Source organism: Trabulsiella odontotermitis (assembly GCF_001188485.1).
GTDB lineage: Bacteria > Pseudomonadota > Gammaproteobacteria > Enterobacterales > Enterobacteriaceae > Trabulsiella > Trabulsiella odontotermitis_A.
Window position 1 is genome coordinate 13,684 of the sequence record NZ_JNGH01000062.1, and the last position, 17,536, is coordinate 31,219.

The 17,536-nt window shown below is 54.5% G+C and carries 13 protein-coding genes and 4 pseudogenes; 9 read left to right on the plus strand and 8 right to left on the minus strand.

Translation table 11 applies throughout. The annotated features are described in order from the left end of the window. The first annotated feature begins 72 nt into the window (after positions 1 to 72). Entirely contained in the window at positions 73 to 336 is a 264-nt protein-coding gene (locus GM30_RS05075; protein ID WP_049847743.1) for a GrxA family glutaredoxin, read from the plus strand. Between the two features lie 28 nt (positions 337 to 364). Here GM30_RS05075 and GM30_RS05080 read toward each other — a convergent pair whose 3' ends face one another. Further along, a complete protein-coding gene (locus tag GM30_RS05080) occupies positions 365 to 739 on the minus strand; it encodes an inner membrane protein YbjM (RefSeq protein WP_049847744.1) in 375 nt (124 codons plus the stop codon). 277 nt (positions 740 to 1,016) lie between these two features. On the opposite strand from GM30_RS05080, the gene GM30_RS05085 reads away from it, so the two are divergent. The 3 genes and pseudogenes from GM30_RS05085 (at position 1,017) to GM30_RS05095 (ending at position 4,609) form a co-directional block, all read left to right on the plus strand. Then, positions 1,017 to 2,702: an aspartate:alanine antiporter gene (locus GM30_RS05085; protein ID WP_049847745.1), complete on the plus strand. Its 1,686-nt coding sequence runs from the start codon at positions 1,017 to 1,019 to the stop codon at positions 2,700 to 2,702. 238 nt (positions 2,703 to 2,940) lie between these two features. Further along, positions 2,941 to 3,845 (plus strand): annotated as a pseudogene (locus tag GM30_RS05090) (MFS transporter). Continuing rightward, positions 3,845 to 4,609, plus strand: a complete 765-nt coding sequence (locus GM30_RS05095; protein ID WP_049847747.1) for a Cof-type HAD-IIB family hydrolase — start codon at positions 3,845 to 3,847, stop codon at positions 4,607 to 4,609. Before GM30_RS05090 ends, GM30_RS05095 begins: the two are co-directional and overlap by 1 nt. 3 nt (positions 4,610 to 4,612) lie before the next feature. Here GM30_RS05095 and GM30_RS05100 read toward each other — a convergent pair. Continuing rightward, positions 4,613 to 5,790, minus strand: a pseudogene (locus tag GM30_RS05100) (MdfA family multidrug efflux MFS transporter). 301 nt (positions 5,791 to 6,091) lie between these two features. Between GM30_RS05100 and ybjG the strand changes: the two are divergent. Then, positions 6,092 to 6,589: pseudogene (gene ybjG, locus GM30_RS05105) on the plus strand (undecaprenyl-diphosphate phosphatase); the annotation flags it as partial. After that, positions 6,538 to 7,305, plus strand: a complete 768-nt coding sequence (gene deoR / locus GM30_RS05110) for a DNA-binding transcriptional repressor DeoR (protein ID WP_049847778.1) — start codon at positions 6,538 to 6,540, stop codon at positions 7,303 to 7,305. The pseudogene ybjG and the gene deoR, both read left to right, overlap by 52 nt. Positions 7,306 to 7,332: 27 nt before the next feature. Here deoR and dacC read toward each other — a convergent pair whose 3' ends face one another. Further along, a complete protein-coding gene (gene dacC, locus GM30_RS05115; RefSeq protein ID WP_049847748.1) occupies positions 7,333 to 8,541 on the minus strand; it encodes a serine-type D-Ala-D-Ala carboxypeptidase in 1,209 nt (402 codons plus the stop codon). A gap of 240 nt (positions 8,542 to 8,781) precedes the next feature. Here dacC and GM30_RS05120 point away from each other — a divergent pair, with 240 nt between their 5' ends. Next, the gene (locus GM30_RS05120) at positions 8,782 to 9,408 is read left to right on the plus strand and encodes a glutathione S-transferase family protein (protein ID WP_049847749.1); all 627 of its coding nucleotides are present in this window, start codon (positions 8,782 to 8,784) and stop codon (positions 9,406 to 9,408) included. Here the strand turns inward: GM30_RS05120 and GM30_RS05125 are convergent, their stop codons facing one another. Next, the gene (locus tag GM30_RS05125) at positions 9,409 to 10,518 is read right to left on the minus strand and encodes a PQQ-dependent sugar dehydrogenase (protein WP_049847750.1); all 1,110 of its coding nucleotides are present in this window, start codon (positions 10,516 to 10,518) and stop codon (positions 9,409 to 9,411) included. Positions 10,519 to 10,764: 246 nt separating this feature from the next. Between GM30_RS05125 and GM30_RS23795 the strand changes: the two genes are divergently transcribed. Next, positions 10,765 to 11,565 carry a DUF8093 domain-containing protein gene (locus GM30_RS23795; RefSeq protein ID WP_072094036.1) on the plus strand — a complete coding sequence of 267 codons (801 nt, stop codon included), beginning with the start codon at positions 10,765 to 10,767 and terminating at the stop codon, positions 11,563 to 11,565. Continuing rightward, a complete protein-coding gene (locus GM30_RS05130) occupies positions 11,540 to 12,007 on the plus strand; it encodes a hypothetical protein (protein WP_049847751.1) in 468 nt (155 codons plus the stop codon). Before GM30_RS23795 ends, GM30_RS05130 begins: the two co-directional genes overlap by 26 nt. A 28-nt stretch (positions 12,008 to 12,035) precedes the next feature. On the opposite strand, the gene GM30_RS05135 is transcribed toward GM30_RS05130, so the two are convergent. The 4 genes and pseudogenes from GM30_RS05135 to GM30_RS05150 all read right to left on the minus strand — a co-directional run bounded on the left by GM30_RS05135 (position 12,036) and on the right by GM30_RS05150 (position 17,482). After that, positions 12,036 to 12,419 carry a biofilm formation regulator BssR gene (locus tag GM30_RS05135; RefSeq protein ID WP_049847752.1) on the minus strand — a complete coding sequence of 128 codons (384 nt, stop codon included), beginning with the start codon at positions 12,417 to 12,419 and terminating at the stop codon, positions 12,036 to 12,038. A 149-nt stretch (positions 12,420 to 12,568) separates the two neighbouring features. Then, positions 12,569 to 13,027: a (2Fe-2S)-binding protein gene (locus tag GM30_RS05140; protein ID WP_049847753.1), complete on the minus strand. Its 459-nt coding sequence runs from the start codon at positions 13,025 to 13,027 to the stop codon at positions 12,569 to 12,571. Continuing rightward, positions 13,024 to 15,965, minus strand: a pseudogene (locus GM30_RS05145) (molybdopterin cofactor-binding domain-containing protein). The gene GM30_RS05140 and the pseudogene GM30_RS05145 overlap by 4 nt, the downstream one beginning before the upstream one ends. A gap of 53 nt (positions 15,966 to 16,018) precedes the next feature. Further along, entirely contained in the window at positions 16,019 to 17,482 is a 1,464-nt protein-coding gene (locus GM30_RS05150; protein ID WP_049847754.1) for a nucleobase:cation symporter-2 family protein, read from the minus strand. Positions 17,483 to 17,536: the final 54 nt, after the last annotated feature.

The following is a 17,536-nucleotide window of genomic DNA, read 5'->3' on the forward strand; positions in this document are numbered from 1 at the left end:
CTTTAACTATGACGTCGCTGGCGTCATGATAAGCGCCATTCGCCGTCAGGCTTTAGGTTAAGGAGAGAGAGAATGTTTGCAGTTATTTTTGGTCGTCCGGGTTGTCCTTACTGTGTTCGCGCAAAAGAACTGGCTGAAAAACTGAGCACCGAGCGTGACGACTTTAACTACCGTTATGTTGATATTCATGCGGAAGGGATCACCAAGGCCGATCTGGAAAAAACCGTCGGTAAACCGGTCGAAACCGTACCGCAGATTTTTGTTGATCAGACGCACATCGGTGGTTGCACGGATTTTGAAGCGTGGGCAAAAGAGAATCTCGGCCTGTTCGCGTAACGTTTTATTGACGCCCCACTCCGGGGCGTCAACGATCGCTGCGTTTGTGACCCAGCAGACTGCAGATAAACAACCCGCACAGCGCACCCAGCGCGCACCAGAACACCGCACTGAATAACCAGGCCAGTTCCTGCCAGAAAGAACGTTGTGTCGCCAGAAAGAATCGCATCAGCAACAGACACAGCGGCATCGCCAGAATCGCACCCAGAACCGGACGCATGACCCTTCCCCTGACGGAGATAATGCTCGCCAGCGCCCCCGGGATCAGGAAAAAGAGTAAACCGAGTTCAGAATTTCCTGACGCAGGAAAAACGCCTTTCATATGTAAAGAAACTGAAAAGCAGACGACGATAAAAAGTAAGAAACAGCAGGCCACGCCTACCCAGCCATGTTCAGACTTCAAAGAATCCTCCTGACAGCATCTCTATCAAACTCACGATTTGCCCCGAAAGGCCCCCAGTCAGATAAAGCATTCAGGCATTCCATGCCAATAAGCGCTTACACGCATTAAAACGATTGTGACTAGCCGTAGCATCGCGGAACGATTAAACTAACCGGCTTAATTTGATGGTTATTACAGTTTCAGGAAAAGCGCATTTTCCCTTTCAGATTTCAGGGAAACCTTAGCCCAAATAACCATTTCTTTCAACAACTTACTAGTAAACAAGAAGTTAGCTTCCGTGAATATAAACGTCGCAGATTTGTTAAATGGGAATTACATCCTGTTATTATTTGTGGTACTGGCGCTCGGTCTTTGTCTTGGGAAATTGCGTCTGGGTCCGGTCCAACTCGGTAATTCCATTGGCGTTTTAGTGGTCTCCCTCTTATTAGGTCAACAGCATTTCAGCATTAACACTGACGCATTAAATCTGGGCTTTATGCTGTTTATTTTTTGTGTCGGCGTGGAAGCCGGACCTAACTTTTTCTCTATTTTTTTTCGCGACGGTAAGAATTATCTGATGCTGGCGCTGGTGATGGTCGGTAGCGCGCTGATTATTGCGTTGGGTCTCGGAAAACTGTTTGGCTGGGATATTGGCCTGACGGCGGGGATGCTCGCCGGTTCGATGACCTCCACGCCGGTACTGGTCGGCGCGGGTGATACGCTGCGCCATTCTGGCATGACCGGGACGCAACTCTCTACGGCGCTCGACCACCTGAGCCTCGGCTATGCCCTGACCTATCTGATTGGTCTGGTAAGCCTGATTGTCGGCGCACGTTATCTGCCAAAACTGCAGCATCAGGATCTACAGACCAGCGCCCAGCAAATCGCCCGCGAGCGCGGTCTTGATACCGACACTAACCGAAAAGTTTACCTGCCGGTGATCCGCGCCTATCGCGTTGGCCCTGAACTGGTGGCCTGGGCTGACGGTAAAAACCTGCGCGAGCTGGGCATCTATCGCCAGACGGGCTGCTACATTGAGCGCATTCGTCGTAACGGCATTCTCGCCACGCCGGATGGCGATGCGGTGCTGCAACTGGGTGATGAAATCGCGCTGGTCGGGTACCCGGACGCCCACGCTCGCCTCGACCCCAGTTTCCGTAACGGTAAAGAGGTGTTTGACCGCGACCTGCTGGATATGCGTATTGTGACGGAAGAGATCGTGGTGAAAAACCACAACGCTGTCGGTCGCCGCCTCGCCCAGTTAAAACTCACCGACCACGGCTGCTTCCTGAACCGCGTGATCCGCAGCCAGATTGAAATGCCGATCGACGACAACGTGGTGCTTAACAAAGGCGATGTGTTGCAGGTCAGCGGCGATACGCGCCGGGTGAAGACCATTGCTGACCGCATCGGATTTATCTCTATACACAGCCAGGTCACCGACCTGCTCGCCTTCTGCGCCTTCTTCATTATTGGCCTGATGATCGGCATGATCTCTTTCCAGTTCAGCACCTTTAGCTTTGGCATCGGCAATGCCGCCGGTCTGCTGTTCGCCGGGATCATGCTGGGCTTCCTGCGAGCCAACCACCCGACCTTCGGCTACATTCCGCAGGGCGCGCTGAACATGGTAAAAGAGTTCGGCCTGATGGTGTTTATGGCGGGCGTCGGCCTGAGCGCGGGCAGCGGCCTGACACACAGCCTTGGCGCGGTCGGCGGACAAATGCTGATTGCCGGACTGATCGTCAGCCTGGTGCCGGTGGTGATTTGCTTCCTGTTTGGGGCATACGTTTTACGCATGAACCGCGCGCTGCTGTTCGGCGCGATAATGGGTGCCCGCACCTGTGCCCCGGCGATGGAAATCATCAGCGATACTGCACGCAGTAACATCCCGGCGCTGGGCTACGCAGGCACCTACGCGATAGCCAACGTCCTGTTAACCCTGGCGGGTACACTCATCATCATCATCTGGCCGGGATTAGGATAAAACTGAAGTTTGCAAGCAGAAGAAAAAATTTATGTGAACTACAGAACTTTTTTGTCGGACATCAGTCATAAGTAATGCCACTGCTTTTCTTTGATGTCCCCATTTTGTGGAGCCCATCAACCCCGCCGTTTCGGTTCAAGGTTGATGGGTTTTTTCTTTTCTGCTCCCCTCCGAACCACGACAGCCCTGCCCGCTTTCTGCTACTGTGTCGGGTATCACTTTTATCAGGCGTTATGGGATGACGACAGAACACTCTCGCAAAGCCCTGCGGTTACGCATGTGGGCACTGTTTACTTTGTTTTTCCTTCCTGGCTTATTGATGGCCTCCTGGGCAACCCGCACTCCGGCGATTCGCGACGTGTTATCCGTTTCCACGGCGGAAATGGGCGTGGTGCTGTTTGGCCTGTCGGTAGGGTCAATGAGCGGCATCCTCTGTTCCGCATGGCTGGTCAAGCGCTACGGCACCCGCAGCGTCATTCGCGCCACCATGTCCTGCGCGGTGCTGGGCATCGTTATTCTGAGCTTCGCCTTGTGGCTCGCCTCGCCGGTAGTGTTTGCCCTCGGCCTGTGCGTGTTCGGCGGCAGCTTTGGCGCGGCGGAAGTGGCAATTAACGTGGAAGGCGCCGCCGTTGAGCGCGAAATGAACAAGACCGTGCTGCCGATGATGCATGGGTTTTACAGTTTCGGCACCCTGGTGGGTGCGGGAATTGGCATGATGGTCACCGGGCTTGGCGTTCCGGCCAGTATCCATATTTTACTGGCGGGGGCGGNCGGTTTTACCCTCGGCATGACCGTCGGGCGCTTCACCGGCGGCTGGTTTATTGACCGCTACAGCCGCGTGGCGGTTGTCCGCGCCAGTGCCATGATGGGCGCACTGGGGATCGCGTTGATTATTTTTGTCGACAGCGCCTGGGTCGCCGGGGTTTCCGTGGTGCTCTGGGGACTTGGTGCCTCATTGGGCTTCCCGCTCACTATTTCTGCTGCCAGCGACACCGGGCCGGATGCGCCGACCCGCGTCAGCGTAGTGGCGACCACCGGTTATCTGGCGTTTCTGGTTGGCCCGCCGCTGCTCGGCTNNTCGCCGCGCTGGTGGCGCGTGCGGTGGCGAAACCTGATGCTGAACCTGTCATGGAGAAAAATTGATGAGCGTAAAACTGATTGCGGTCGATATGGACGGCACGTTTCTGAACGACGCAAAAACCTATAACCGGGCGCGTTTTCAGCAGCAGTATCAGCGCATGAAGCAACAGGGCATTCGCTTTGTGGTCGCCAGCGGCAACCAGTATTACCAGTTGAAATCCTTCTTTCCTGAAATTGCCTCAGAGATTGCTTTTGTTGCCGAAAACGGCGGCTGGGGAGGGGATGAGGTGGTGCGTTATCTGCAGACGCGGTCAGAGATTGAAATCATCGCCTGCGGCAAAAACAGCGCCTACACCTTGCGCGAGTATGATGACGCTTTTGTCACCATGGCGGCGCGCTATTACCATCGTCTCGAACGGGTGGACGATTTCAGTAACATTGACGACACCTTCCTCAAGTTTGGCCTGAATATCGATGACAGTCTGGTGCCGGAGATGCAGGCGCTGCTGCACGAGGAACTGGGCGATATCATGACCGCGGTGACCACCGGCCACGGCAGTATTGACCTGATCGTCCCTGGCATTCATAAAGCCAACGGTCTGCGGCTGTTGCAGGCGCAGTGGGGCATTGAGGATAAAGACGTGCTGGCGTTTGGCGACAGCGGTAACGATCTCGAAATGCTGCGTCAGGCGGGTTACGGCTTTGCGATGGCGAATGCTTCGCCTGCGGTGAAAGCGGTCGCCCGTTTCGAGGCGCCGCACAATAACGACGAAGGGGTGCTGGCGATAATCGAAAAGGCGCTCAATCAGGACACGCCTTTTCGTTGATTTTTACCCTTCGCGGGAGGCGCCGACGGTTTTATCCTTCAGGAAATAGATCGTCAGCGCCAGCCACAGCACCCCGTTCAGCAGGTTGAAAACGCTGAACAGGCCGTTGCCACCCCACAGATACGCATATTTGCTGACCTCAATGCCGACGGTAAAAATCAGCATCTGCAGCATGCCCATCGCCGCGGAAACCGTCCCTTTACTGATATCGCTGGCAAACAGCGTCAGGCGCACCAGACCGGCGTTCGCGATGCCGATGCCAAAGGCGTAAAGGCTGAGCCCGGCGGTCATCCACAGATATGCATGGCTGGACACCACCGTCGCGGCAGGGGNGTACGACGCGACGTCAGCCGCGCCAGCACCAGGTTACCGACAATCAACGCGCCGAAAATCGGCACCTGAAGCAGGCCATATTCATAAGAGCTGGCCTGCTCGCCGCTGATGATAATAACCGGCGACTGGGCAATCCACGCCAGCAACGGCAGGCTGACAAACCCTATCGCCAGCGACCCGGCGACAAAACGCCGGTTTTTCAGTACCGCACCGTAATCCTGGCCCAGATCCTTCAGCGAAAGCTTCTCACCGAGCCGCGTGGCGGTTTCCGGCATCGCGCGCTGCAACCCGACGAACGAGATGGCCGCCAGCAGCGCAAAGAGCACAAACATGGTTTCCCACGGCGCGATATGCACCCACGCCGCCCCCACCAGCGGCCCTAAAAGAGGCGCTATCAACGCCACGTTGGCCATCAGGGCGGTAATTTTGATGCACACCGCCTCTTCAAACGACTCCTGGATCGCGGCGTACCCCACCGCGCCAATAAAGCACAGGCTGATCCCCTGCAAAAAGCGCAGGAAGGTGAACTGTTCAATATTTTGCGCCAGCAGCGTGGCGAGGCAGGTGATGACAAACCACACCACGCCGGTCAGCATTACCGGACGGCGACCGATACGGTCAGACAGCGGCCCCAACAGCCATTGTAAAAACATGCCTCCTGCCAGATAAGCCGTCATCGACGTCGGCACCCATTCAATGCCCGCCTGATACTGCTCCACCACCGCCAGCATGCCCGGTTGGATCATGTCATTGCCGATATAGGTGGAGAATTCATAGAGCACGAGACAGAGAGGAAACAGTAACGCCTGGCGACCCAGACGTTTACCGGAAAGCGAATGATTTTGCATACTTACTCTTATTCATAAAAAATCGCGCAAAGTGTAATGAAATCCCGGACAGGGGGATACAACATTGTGATCGACAGACGCGAGTTTCACATTTTTTCACTCGTTTAAGGTTCGCTTAAGTAACGACTCATATACTTGCGGCTAATGATGCAGGACCGGTAACCCTTCCTCGGATTGTTCGTAAACTGCGGACAACTAAGACAAAGTGAATTTACCGCTGTGGTCATCGCTTTTAAGGTGAAGGCGAATAACACCCGTCTGGCGCGGCATTTTTTGCCCCAATGTAATGAGTCTGGAAAGTATGCTGGAAAATATCAACTACACCTTGTTTTCACTGATTAATGCCACGCCTGCGTCGCCGTCATGGTTAATCTCACTGGCGGTTTTTATCGCCAACGATCTGATCAGCATTGTGCCGCTGATGGCGGTCGCGCTGTGGTTATGGGGACCGCGTGAACAGGTCAGCGATCAGCGCAAACTGGTGATCAAAATGGCGCTGGCGATGGTCGTCAGCATGTCGCTTTCGTGGGTTGTCGGCCACCTCTACCCGCACGAAAGACCGTTTGTCGAGGGCGTCGGCTATACGTTCCTGCACCATGCGCCGGATGACTCGTTCCCGAGCGATCACGGTACCGCAATCTTTACCTTTGCGCTGGCGTTCCTGTTCTGGCATCGCCTGTGGTCAGGCGCCATTTTGATAGTAACCGCCATCGCAATCGCCTGGTCGCGCATTTTCCTCGGCGTTCACTGGCCGATGGACATGCTGGGCGGTTTCCTGACCGGCATGAGCGGTTGTCTGGNNTAAAGCGTAGCGATAAGCTTCACCTTAAAGAAGCGGCTGCATTGCTGGGCGTGTCAGAAATGACCATTCGTCGCGATCTCAACAGCCACAGCGGGCCGGTTGTGCTGCTGGGCGGCTATATTGTGCTGGAGCCCCGCAGCGCCAGCCACTATCTGCTGAGCGATCAAAAATCCCGCCTGGTCGATGAAAAACGCCGCGCCGCACGCCATGCCGCGGCGCTGCTGGAAGCCCATCAGATGGCGTTTTTCGACTGCGGCACCACCACGCCGTGGGTGATTGAAGCCATTGACAACGAACTCCCCTTCACCGGCGTCTGCTACTCGCTGAATACCTTTCTGGCGTTACAGGAAAAACCGCACTGCCGGGTGATCCTCTGTGGCGGCGAGTTTCACGCCAGCAACGCGATTTTCAAACCGCTTGATTTTCACGACACCCTGAATCATCTCTGCCCGGATATCGCCTTTTACTCGGCGGCTGGCGTGCATGCGGTGCAGGGCGCGACCTGTTTTAATCTCGAAGAATTGCCGGTGAAACACTGGGCGATGCGCCAGTCGCACCGTCACGTGCTGGTGGTCGATCACAGTAAATTTGGCAAAGTACGCCCGGCGAGAATGGGCGATGTGAAGGAATTCGATACGATTGCCAGCGACACCCGCCCTGATGACGACATCGTGGCGCTGGCAAAAACGCATAACATTACACTGCTGTATTGACCGTGCCCGGCGGAACGGTCGGGACTATCAGAACCAGCCGCCAAACCATTCGTGGAATTTCATCAGCACGAAATCCACGATACGGCTGAAGAATCCGCCCTCTTTCACCTCTTCCATCACAATCAGCGGACGCTGCTCAATGGTTTTGTCGTTGAGTTTAAAGTCGATGGTGCCGACCACCTGCCCTTTGCTCAGCGGCGCGGTCAGTTGCGGCTGATTCAGCGTGTAGCTGGCCTTGAGGTTTTTCAACTGGCCTTTCGGAATCGTAATGGAACCCGCGTCACCCGCGCCAAGTTTGGCCTCGCGGGTGTCGCCATACCAGACACGCTGCTCGACAAAGGTGGCGTCCGGTTTTATCGGGGTCACGGTTTCATAGAAGCGGAATCCCCACGTCAGCAATTTTTCGGATTCATTAAAACGAATTCGATCGGTTTTGGTGCCCAGCACCACGGCAATCAGTCGCATCTCCCCTTGCGACGCGGACGACACCAGATTATACCCCGCGCCAGCAGTGGTCCCGGTCTTCACGCCGTCGGCGTTCAGGCTGGTATTCCACAGCAGTCGGTTACGGTTCGGCTGGCGAATTTTATTGAAGGTGAACTCTTTTTCTTTGTGAATAGCGTACTCGTCCGGCACGTCATGGATCATCGCTTTGGTCAGCAACGCCATGTCACGGGCGGTACTGAACTGCCCCGGCGCATCCAGACCGTGCACCGTTTTGAAGGTGGTTTTGGTCAGCCCCAGCTTCTGCGCATAGCCGTTCATCAGACCGACGAAGGAATCCTGGCTACCGGCGACGTAATCAGCAATCGCGATGCTGGCATCATTCCCCGACTGAATAATCACCCCTTTGTTCAGATCCTCCACCGAGACCTGATCGCCCGGCTTGAGGAACATGACCGATGAGCCACGCAGCGCCGGGTTGCCGGTCGCCCAGGCATCTTTACCAATGGTGACGCTGTCCGTCAGCTTGATTTTGCCTGCCTTCAGCGCCTGGCCCACCACGTAGCTGGTCATGATTTTCGTCAGGCTGGCAGGGTCGAGTTGTTCATCGGCGTTACCTTCCGTCAGCACCTTGCCGCTGGCGTAATCCATCAGGATCCACGCTCGCGCATCAACAGCCGGAGCCGGGGGCGCGGCAGGGGTTTGTTCCGCGGCATAAAGGGAAGGAACAACGAGAAGTAATAGTGCGGAGCCTGCTGCCAGGCTGCGAAGAGAGAATGCATCACGCGTCATAAGAGCCACCCAAGTATCCATTCCAAAAAAGCGCTAATACGCACCAAATGGTGAGTAATAACGTAGAAATGACCGCAAAGAAACAGTGAGTTGGTAAAGTTTTTAAAGTTTACGCAATAACTCGCCACCGTGCCGAAAACTCAGTGTTTTTTTTGATCACGATTGCTTACCGCCTGACTTTCGCTCAACATAACTGACCGTCGCAACCAAGACGCAACATCACGAAAGCAGGAGTTTTTTATGATAACGCTGTGGGGCAGAAACAACTCAACAAACGTCAAAAAAGTTCGCTGGACGCTGGAAGAGCTCGGGTTACCTTACGATCAAATTCTGGCCGGGCTGGAATTCGGTATTAACCATGATGCGAACTACCTGGCGATGAACCCGAACGGCCTGGTGCCGCTGCTGCGTGATGACGAGACCGATCTGGTGCTGTGGGAATCCAATACCATCGTGCGTTACCTGCTGGCGCAATATGGTCAGGGGCGTTTATGGGTAGACTCACCGGCGCAGCGCGCGCAGGGTGAAAAATGGATGGACTGGGCTAACGGCACGCTCTCCCCGGCGCATCGCGTGATCCTGATGGGGCTGGTGAGAACGCCGGTGGAACAGCGCGATATGGCGGCTATTACCGCAGGCATCGCCGCCTGCGAACCGCTGTTCGCGATTCTGGATAACGAACTGGCAACGCACCGTTGGCTCTCAGGTGAGGAATTCGGTGCAGGCGACATCGCCATCGCGCCGTTTGTCTATAACCTGCTGCAGACAGTAGATACCTGGCAACCGCGCCCTCACCTGCAGCGCTGGTATAAACAGCTGGCTGAGCGCCCGGCGTTCCAGAACGTTATCGCCATTCCGGTTACCTGATTACTTCTGCGGGCTGACTTTCAGCAACTCGCCGTCGGACTCATCGGTTAAGACATACAGATAACCATCGGGTCCGACGCGCACGTCACGAATGCGCTGTTTGCGATCCCCAAGAATTCGCCCGTCTTCGGTCACCTTCTTGCCGTTAACGCTCAACACAATCACATCTTCATCTTTCAGGGCACCGATAAACAGCTTCTGCTGCCACTGCGGGAACGTCTTCGCGTTGTAGAACGCCATTCCGCTTACCGCCGGGGATTTCTCCCACCAGAACAGCGGCGGCTCGGTGCCTGCCACCTGTTTACCTTTCGCTTCCGGGATGGGCAATCCACTGTAGTTGATGCCGTGCGTCGCCAGCGGCCAGCCGTAGTTTTTGCCCTTTTCGGGAATATTAATTTCATCACCGCCGCGCGGCCCGTGCTCATTAAGCCACACTGTGTTGCTCCAGGGGTTCAGCGCCATGCCCTGCGGATTGCGGATGCCGTACGACCAGATTTCCGGCCGCGCGCCCGCTCTATCAACAAACGGGTTATCGTTTGGCACCTTGCCCTGATCCGTCAGCCGCACGACTTTGCCCTGCAGCTTGTCCAGATCCTGCGCCGTCGGTCGCTGATTATTTTCGCCGAGTCCGATAAACAGATAACCTTTACCGTCAAACACCAGCCGCCCGCCGAAATGGTTGCCGGTGGAAAGTTTCGGCATCTGACGGAACACCACCTGAAAAGCCTCCAGCCGTTTGAGGTCGTCACTGAGGCGGCCATACCCCACGGCAGTTCCCGCTTTTCCATCATCACCCACCTCGGCGTAACTCAGCCAGATCCGGCGCGATGCTTCAAAGTCCGGCGCCAGTACCACATCAAACAGCCCGCCCTGCCCGTTATTCCAGACCCGCGGCACACCGGTGATGGGATCAGACAGCCCCTTATCCGGCTGCCAGTGGCGTAACTGCCCGCCACGCAGTGTGATGAGCATGCCGTTGTTGTCCGGCAAAAACGCCAGCGACCAGGGATGATCGAGTTTGCGCTGCAATACCTCGACGTTCACCTCTGCGGCATGCGCAGAAGCCATCAGCATCGCAGACAGCAGTAGTGTGGGAACAGTAAGGCGCATGGCTGGCTCCTTTTTATCGACTCTGGAATAAGGGTAGCCAGCACGAATCGTCATGAGGGGATTTTTACAAAAACTTAAGCTGGTTGTGCGATCGGACACTCATAGACACGAATAAAAAACCCTCGCCTTTATTAATATGGTGGGGATCACATTTTAATTTATCGCAAATTTATACGGTATTTCCTAAACAAAGAGCCATTATTTTAATTAAAAAACCACCAATAATCACAGGAGTGAAATCATTCTATGTCTGTCTATGATTTGCGTCGTGAATATCTTAATCCAAAAGAATTTGAAAATATTACCTCTCCGAATGTAACTCATGAAATCATTGATAGAGATTATCAAATCATTGAAGAGCACGGCCCAACAAACCATATTGACAATTTTCATTTTGCGTTTAAAAACCCCTTATACAGTCCTCCTCCTCATTCGCTATTCCACCAACATAGAATGGATGGTATCTACAAACTTGTGAAGTATGGTGATATTGTAATGACAACAAGAGAGAAAAGAACTCGCATTACGCATCCTTTTTTTATAGCAGAAAGCTCAGAATTATTTTGCGTTGATGATTTCCTGTATGACCGGTTATATATAAATAAAATCCTTCACTATTTTAGGATATCCGTCTTAAGATCGGGAAAACCCAAACCAACAAGGAGTTCTTATATCCCTGTAACGAAGGAATATGGTCCAGGTTACTGGAAAACCATAGATAATGACTACCATTTCTTTCTAAACCTTGGAGTTATGGCAATAAACAGAGCGACAAGTATGGGTGATGAAGGTAGACTTTTCATGTCTGAGGGTAAAGACTTCGCTAATACTCTCAGGAGTCAAATTCAGGTATGGTCACCTTTTCCTCAGCATTTAACTGACGATAATATGAAGATCGTCTCAGAGAGATCGGTGATTCGACGCTATGGCGATGAACGAAGCACTATGCAACGATACCTGGAAAGTGATGATGCATGGACCGTATCAGGTTCTTCATGGCAATGGATTCCTGGAGTAAAAGATGAAGATTATGAATTCAAAAAATAACATTTTTCTGTTCTGGGGCATTATGGATGTTATTGCCTTTCTGTCATACTGCCTCTTCTCACTGGCAAGACACAGAATGCCATTTATTTCGGACATACATGCTGTCATTGCCATCGTTGAAAACGTCACCGAAGGCAACAGCTCCAGCATCTTGTTATTCGGGTATTTTATTTGCAACCTTCTGATGCTAATTTCACTTCCTGTCTCCGCTTTTTTATTCTTACGTAAAAAAGCAGCAGCAATTCCTTTTGCTTGTGCTCAGGAAATTCTGCGATTCATCACCATAAAATGCTCCATCGCAATTTTCCCGATTGTTTTAACCCTGACAGGGTTTTCGATGCTCGCTGTTAACGTGGGGCTGTTTTTGCTATCCGAGGCGATAAAAATGAGTTCGTTGATTTATTGCAGGAAAAAACAGTCTGCAGAACACACGGCGCCATAAGACAGGGGGAGCCTCGCTCCCCCTGATTTCAGACATGCGCGTGTGAAGAAACGGCATCCAGTGTCTGGATGCTTGATGTCAGTGTTTCAAGACAGCGTTCAAGCGTCTCTACGTTTACAGTGATAAATAATGGGCAATCACGGTGCCCGGTCATCAGGCAAATCGCGGCGGACGCGACTGCCTCCCCCGCCTGACGCAGCGCATCTCGCTCTTCTCGCGTCAGGGCCTTCCTGAGTGGTACGACTTCTTTGATCATTTCCTTGCACAGTTCAAACAGATTTTCACGTAGATGATCATTTTCGCTGACTGACATGTATCCCTTCGCCTTTCTCAACTGCAGATAGGCATTGAGGTCGATACGCGCATTGATGAGTTTTTTCATCATGTTGCGTTTCAGTCTGCCAACGCTCATGCTCTTTCCTCCTCTGTTGGCCTCTGGCATTTTTATAATATGGTCACTTTTTGTACAAAATGATGAGCAAGGTCAATGTTTGCCGCTGCATTTAACATTCTTTACAAAAATACAACACCCGGAGCATGTCCCCGGGCGATGCGGCGTGTTTACGATTTCAGGGCGTGATGGATGGAGTCCAGGATCGGCTGGTAGCCCGTACAGCGGCAGATATTTCCTTCCAGCACATCCTTGAGCTGCTCATCCGTCGGCTGTGGGGTTTTCTCCAGTAACGCCGTAGCGCTGACCAGCACGCCGGGCGTGCAAAACCCGCACTGAACACCCCCTTTTTCGACAAACGCGGTCTGCAGCTTTTGCGTGATCGGGTTATCGTTCAGCCCTTCCAGGGTGGTAATTTCCGCCTGATCGCACTGGGCGGCCAGCACCAGACAGGAACATACCGCGTTGCCATTCATGATCACGGTACAGGCACCGCACTCCCCAATGGAGCATCCCTCTTTGGTCGCCGTCAGCCGGAAGGTATCACGGACCAGATCTAACAGCCGCATATTCCCTTCCACGTTAGCTTCTACCAGTTTGCCGTTGATCTTCACTTTAATTGTGCTCATCGCTGCGTCCTGTTCGTGTCATTTCCAAAAGAGGTTTGTACGTCCGCCATCATGTCGCGGAACATGTTGATAAAGACCGGCTGTTTGTATGCCGCCGACCAGCGCTTGCCGNGCGGTTTGCTAAACAACGCGCCGTCCACCAGGCGACAGTAACTCACTACCCCGTTGTCGTCGTATTGCATCAGCGCAGTCAGGCTCTGGCGCGTAATGTTCAGGGCGTTGCGTCGTCCGAGTTGATGATAAAACCCGCGCGCATCCGGTCTGGCGGGTGGCGGCAGGATCACCTTCGTCAGCAGTTCGTCAGGCTGGCGCTGAGTTTTGTATCCCGACAATAAAAATTCCCCCAGGGACATATTGCGTACGGCATAGCGGGAACGCAGTTCGATTCGCGCATCGTAGAGAATGGCAGGGGGGATAGAGGCGCCNNTGATGTGAGCCTACCGTATGGCATGCCTCGACCAGCAGCGGATAACGCACGCGCAGTAGCGGATGGTCCGTGATGCGGTTGAAGGTCGCCGCCGCGCCGATGGTGACTTCATGCGTGTGCGGATCTTCAGTAATGGCCGTCAGTTCCTCGAGGTGAGAAATATCCACCAGCTTCATCGGTCGGGTTTGCAGCCGCCCCTGCACAATCACATCCGTTCCGCCCGCAATGGCGCTGACGCCGTCGTCAGCCAGCAGCGTTAATGCCGCTTCCAGGCTTTGCGGACGGCTGACCGTCACATCGGTCAGGCGCAGCACCTGTTTTTTATTATCGTGCTCAATCATCAGCTCGCTCTGCCGCGCCGGTTTCTTGAGGTTGTAGCCGAGAATGACCTGCTCAAGCGTCAGTGGCAGGTTGTTGTCGACGCCAATCACGGTGATCCGCGGGATATCTTTGATAGTGGGCAGCAGATAGCTGTCGAAGTTTTCTGATTTGACCTGACCGTGCTCGATATTGAAATCTTCCAGCAGCGCATAACCAAACCCCTGCGCCACCCCGCCGCAGACCTGGCCTTCAAAGCCGACCGGGTTGAGCACATGCCCGACGTCATGGGCAGCGGTGACATGCAGGAGATCGGTTTTTCCGGTGCTGGTGTTCACGCGGACTTCCGCCACCTGACAGCCATATACCCAGGTGAAATAGGGGCTGCCGCACCCTTTTTCTTCGTCCCAGTGAATCGGCGGCGGCACGTACCTTGGTTTGATTAACCGCGGATTTGAATTCCAGACGGCGGCTCTGGTCATGCTTGTTGATGATGAAACCGTCCTGCCAGAGGGTGTCAGTCAGCACTTTGGTGCCGATGCTCTCCCCCGTCACGTTCAGGATGCGCTGTTTGATTTTTTCTGCGGCATCGAGGATCGCTCCGCCACCGACCATGGTGCCGCGTGTGGCTGCCGTCGAACCGCCGTCGCCGATCACCGAAGTCGGGGGTTCGCTGAAATGAATTTCCGCCAGGTCGATGCCAAACGCGTCTGCCGCAATCAACGACATGGTGGTTTGCAGTCCCTGACCATTTTCCGACACGGAAGTGGCAATGTTCACGCTGCCATCCTCGTTAACCTGGATCAGCGCCGTAGAGGTGTCCACTCCTTCCGCACCGATGGAGCAACCGCGATAGCTCAGCGCGAGGCCAATACCGTAGCGGTATACGCCGCCCTGCTGGTTAAGTTCGCGGTAATGCTGGCGTTTCGCCATGAATTCTGAGGAGGCGGTGGCTTTTTCCAGCACTTCCACCGCCGACACGGTGTGCTTGTCGAACACCTGTCCGGTTACGGACGCGTCTCCCTGGCGCAGGGCATTAATTTCCCGCAGCGCCACCGGCGACATGTTCAGCTGTTCAGCGATCTCATCCATGAAGGATTCATGGGCGTAGACCACCTGCGGTGAGCCAAACCCGCGCATCGCTGAGGTGTAACTGTTATTGGTGTAAACCGCCGTTACGTCGATGTGGACGTTAGGAATATTGTACGGCCCGGCGGCCTGCACGGAGGAGCGCCAGGTAACGAACGGCGATGACGCCGCGTAGCCGCCGCTGTCCGCCAGAATATCGATCTTCATCGCCACAATGCGCCCGGTCTCGTCCAGCCCGGCTTTGTACTTCATCTTGTAGGGATGGCGCTTGCAGCTTTCGATGATCGATTGCTCACGGTTATAGGCAAATTTCACCGGGCGACCGGTTAAGCGGGTCAGCAACGCAGAGCGGCAGGCAAGATGATCGATAACGTCGTCTTTGCCGCCGAATGACCCGCCCATCACCGCGCGTTTGACGTTGATCTGACTTTGCGGGCAGCCCATGAATTTGGCGACGAAACCGCGCACGCGGTGCGGGTTCTGAATCGAGCCGGAGATAATCAGGCTGCTGTCAGTCGGATCGAGCCAGGTGAGCACCACTTCCGGTTCAATATAGGCATGCTCCTGAAACCCGACTTCATAATCACGCTCCAGCACGTGCACGGCCTGAGCAAAACCGGCGTCGATGTCGCCTTTAATGGTGTGATGATGCGCGGCAATGTTATCGCTGCGATCGGGATGAATGAGGCGCGCCTCTGGTGCCAGTGCCGCTTCTACGTCAGTTAACGGCGTATACGGCGTGTAGCGCACGCGAATTTTATCTGCCGCTTCGCAGGCGGCGGCATAACTGGTGGCGGCGACGACGGCGATCACATCACCGTGAAATACCACCTCATCTTTCACGATGGGCAGATAATCTTTCACGATAACGCCCACCACCGGCGTACCGGGGATGTCCTGCCAGGTGGCGATTTTCACCACGCCGTCCACCGCCAGTGCGTCATTCAAATCAAGCTGTTCGATTTTTCCGGCCGGGATATCCGCATAGCGGCACACGCCATATAACATGCCCGGCAGGGTGATATCGTCACCGTAAATCGCCGTCCCTTTTACTTTCGCGAGTCCATCCACGCGTCCTTGCGACGCTGAACGTAAGGCACACATAGTCTTCCCCTTTTCACTGTCGGTTGTTGATAGTCGGGTTAAATAGCGTTCGTTTACTGACCTTCATCTTTCTTCACTTTTCGCAGCAGCAGCCACATCCGCACCGTTCTGACCGCCACCCGCCGCGCGGCGGTGCTGGAAGGCAATGGGTCGGGTTCGTTAGTCTCATGTGAATGGGCAAGGAACATCGGCAGGTTTTTCCCGTTCAGCGTCAGATTGGCCAGAATGGCGATCACCGTGCCGATGGTAATGCCGCTGTGAAGAAACATTTTCAGCATCGGCGGGAACTGATCGAACAGGTGCGGCACCAGCACCGGCATCAGCCCGAGGCCGATGGTCAGGGCGACCACCATGCCGTTGTTGTTGTTGCGGTAATTGACGCTCCCCAGCGTGCGAATGCCCGCCACCACCACCATACCGAACATCACCACGCCCGCGCCGCCTAACACCGGTTTGGGGATCACCACCACCAGCGCCGCCATTTTCGAAAACATGCCCATCAGCATTAAGATCAGACCAGAGATAGCCACGACGAAGCGGCTGCGCACCCCGGTCAGGCCAATCAAACCGACGTTCTGAGCAAACGCTGCATATGGGAACAGGTTAAAAAAACCAGCGATGGCGGTGGTCAGGCCGCAGGCGGTTAAGCCGTTACGCAGCGTTTCTGAACTGGCTTTTTTACCGACGATGTCGCCGGTCGCCATAATCGAGGACATGGTTTCCAGCATCACCACCACCATGGTCATCGACAGCAGGGCGACGGGGATAAGATGGAATTCGGGTTTTGCCATCCGCATGACATGCGGGAAACTGAGCCATGCCGTGGAATCAACAAGGTGGAAATCGATCGATTTGAACATCCACCAGATAAAGCTGCCGGAGATTAAGCCAATCAGCACCGCAATATTTTTTATCATTCCTGAGCCGAAGGTATAGACGTTCAGAATGATGAACAGCGTCACCGCGGCAATCGCCAGCGAGGTTAAATCGCCAAAGGCCGCCTGCCCGCTGCCGCCTTCGCCAATCCAGTTCCCGGCGACCGGCATGATCGACAGGCCAATTAATGTCACGATGGAGCCCATCACCACTTTGGGGAAAAAGCGAACCAGGCGGCTAATCCAAGGCGCGCAAATCAGCGTGAAGACTCCGGCGCAAATCACGGCCCCGGAAACACCACCGATGCCGTACTCCTTGCCAATTAAGATCATCGGCACCAGCGCGGCAAAGGTGCAACCCTGAACCAGCGGCAACCGGCACCCCAGCCAGCGGCCGACGCCCAGCGCCTGGATGATGGTCGCGGCACCGCAGATAAACAGGTCCGCACTGATTAATAAGATTATCTGTTCCACCGGCAACCCCACGGCGTTGCCGACCACCAGGGGAACGGCGACCGCACCGGCGTACATCACTAAGACATGTTGCAGGCCATAGAGGAACATTTGCCCAATGGGAAGGATTTCATCGACGGGTGAGAAAGAGGAAGCTGAAAGTCCACTGCGTAACGCTGATTCATTCATAAGAGACATCTTTCCTTTTACGGCCAGGATTGTTCATTCCAGGAGACAATCGGA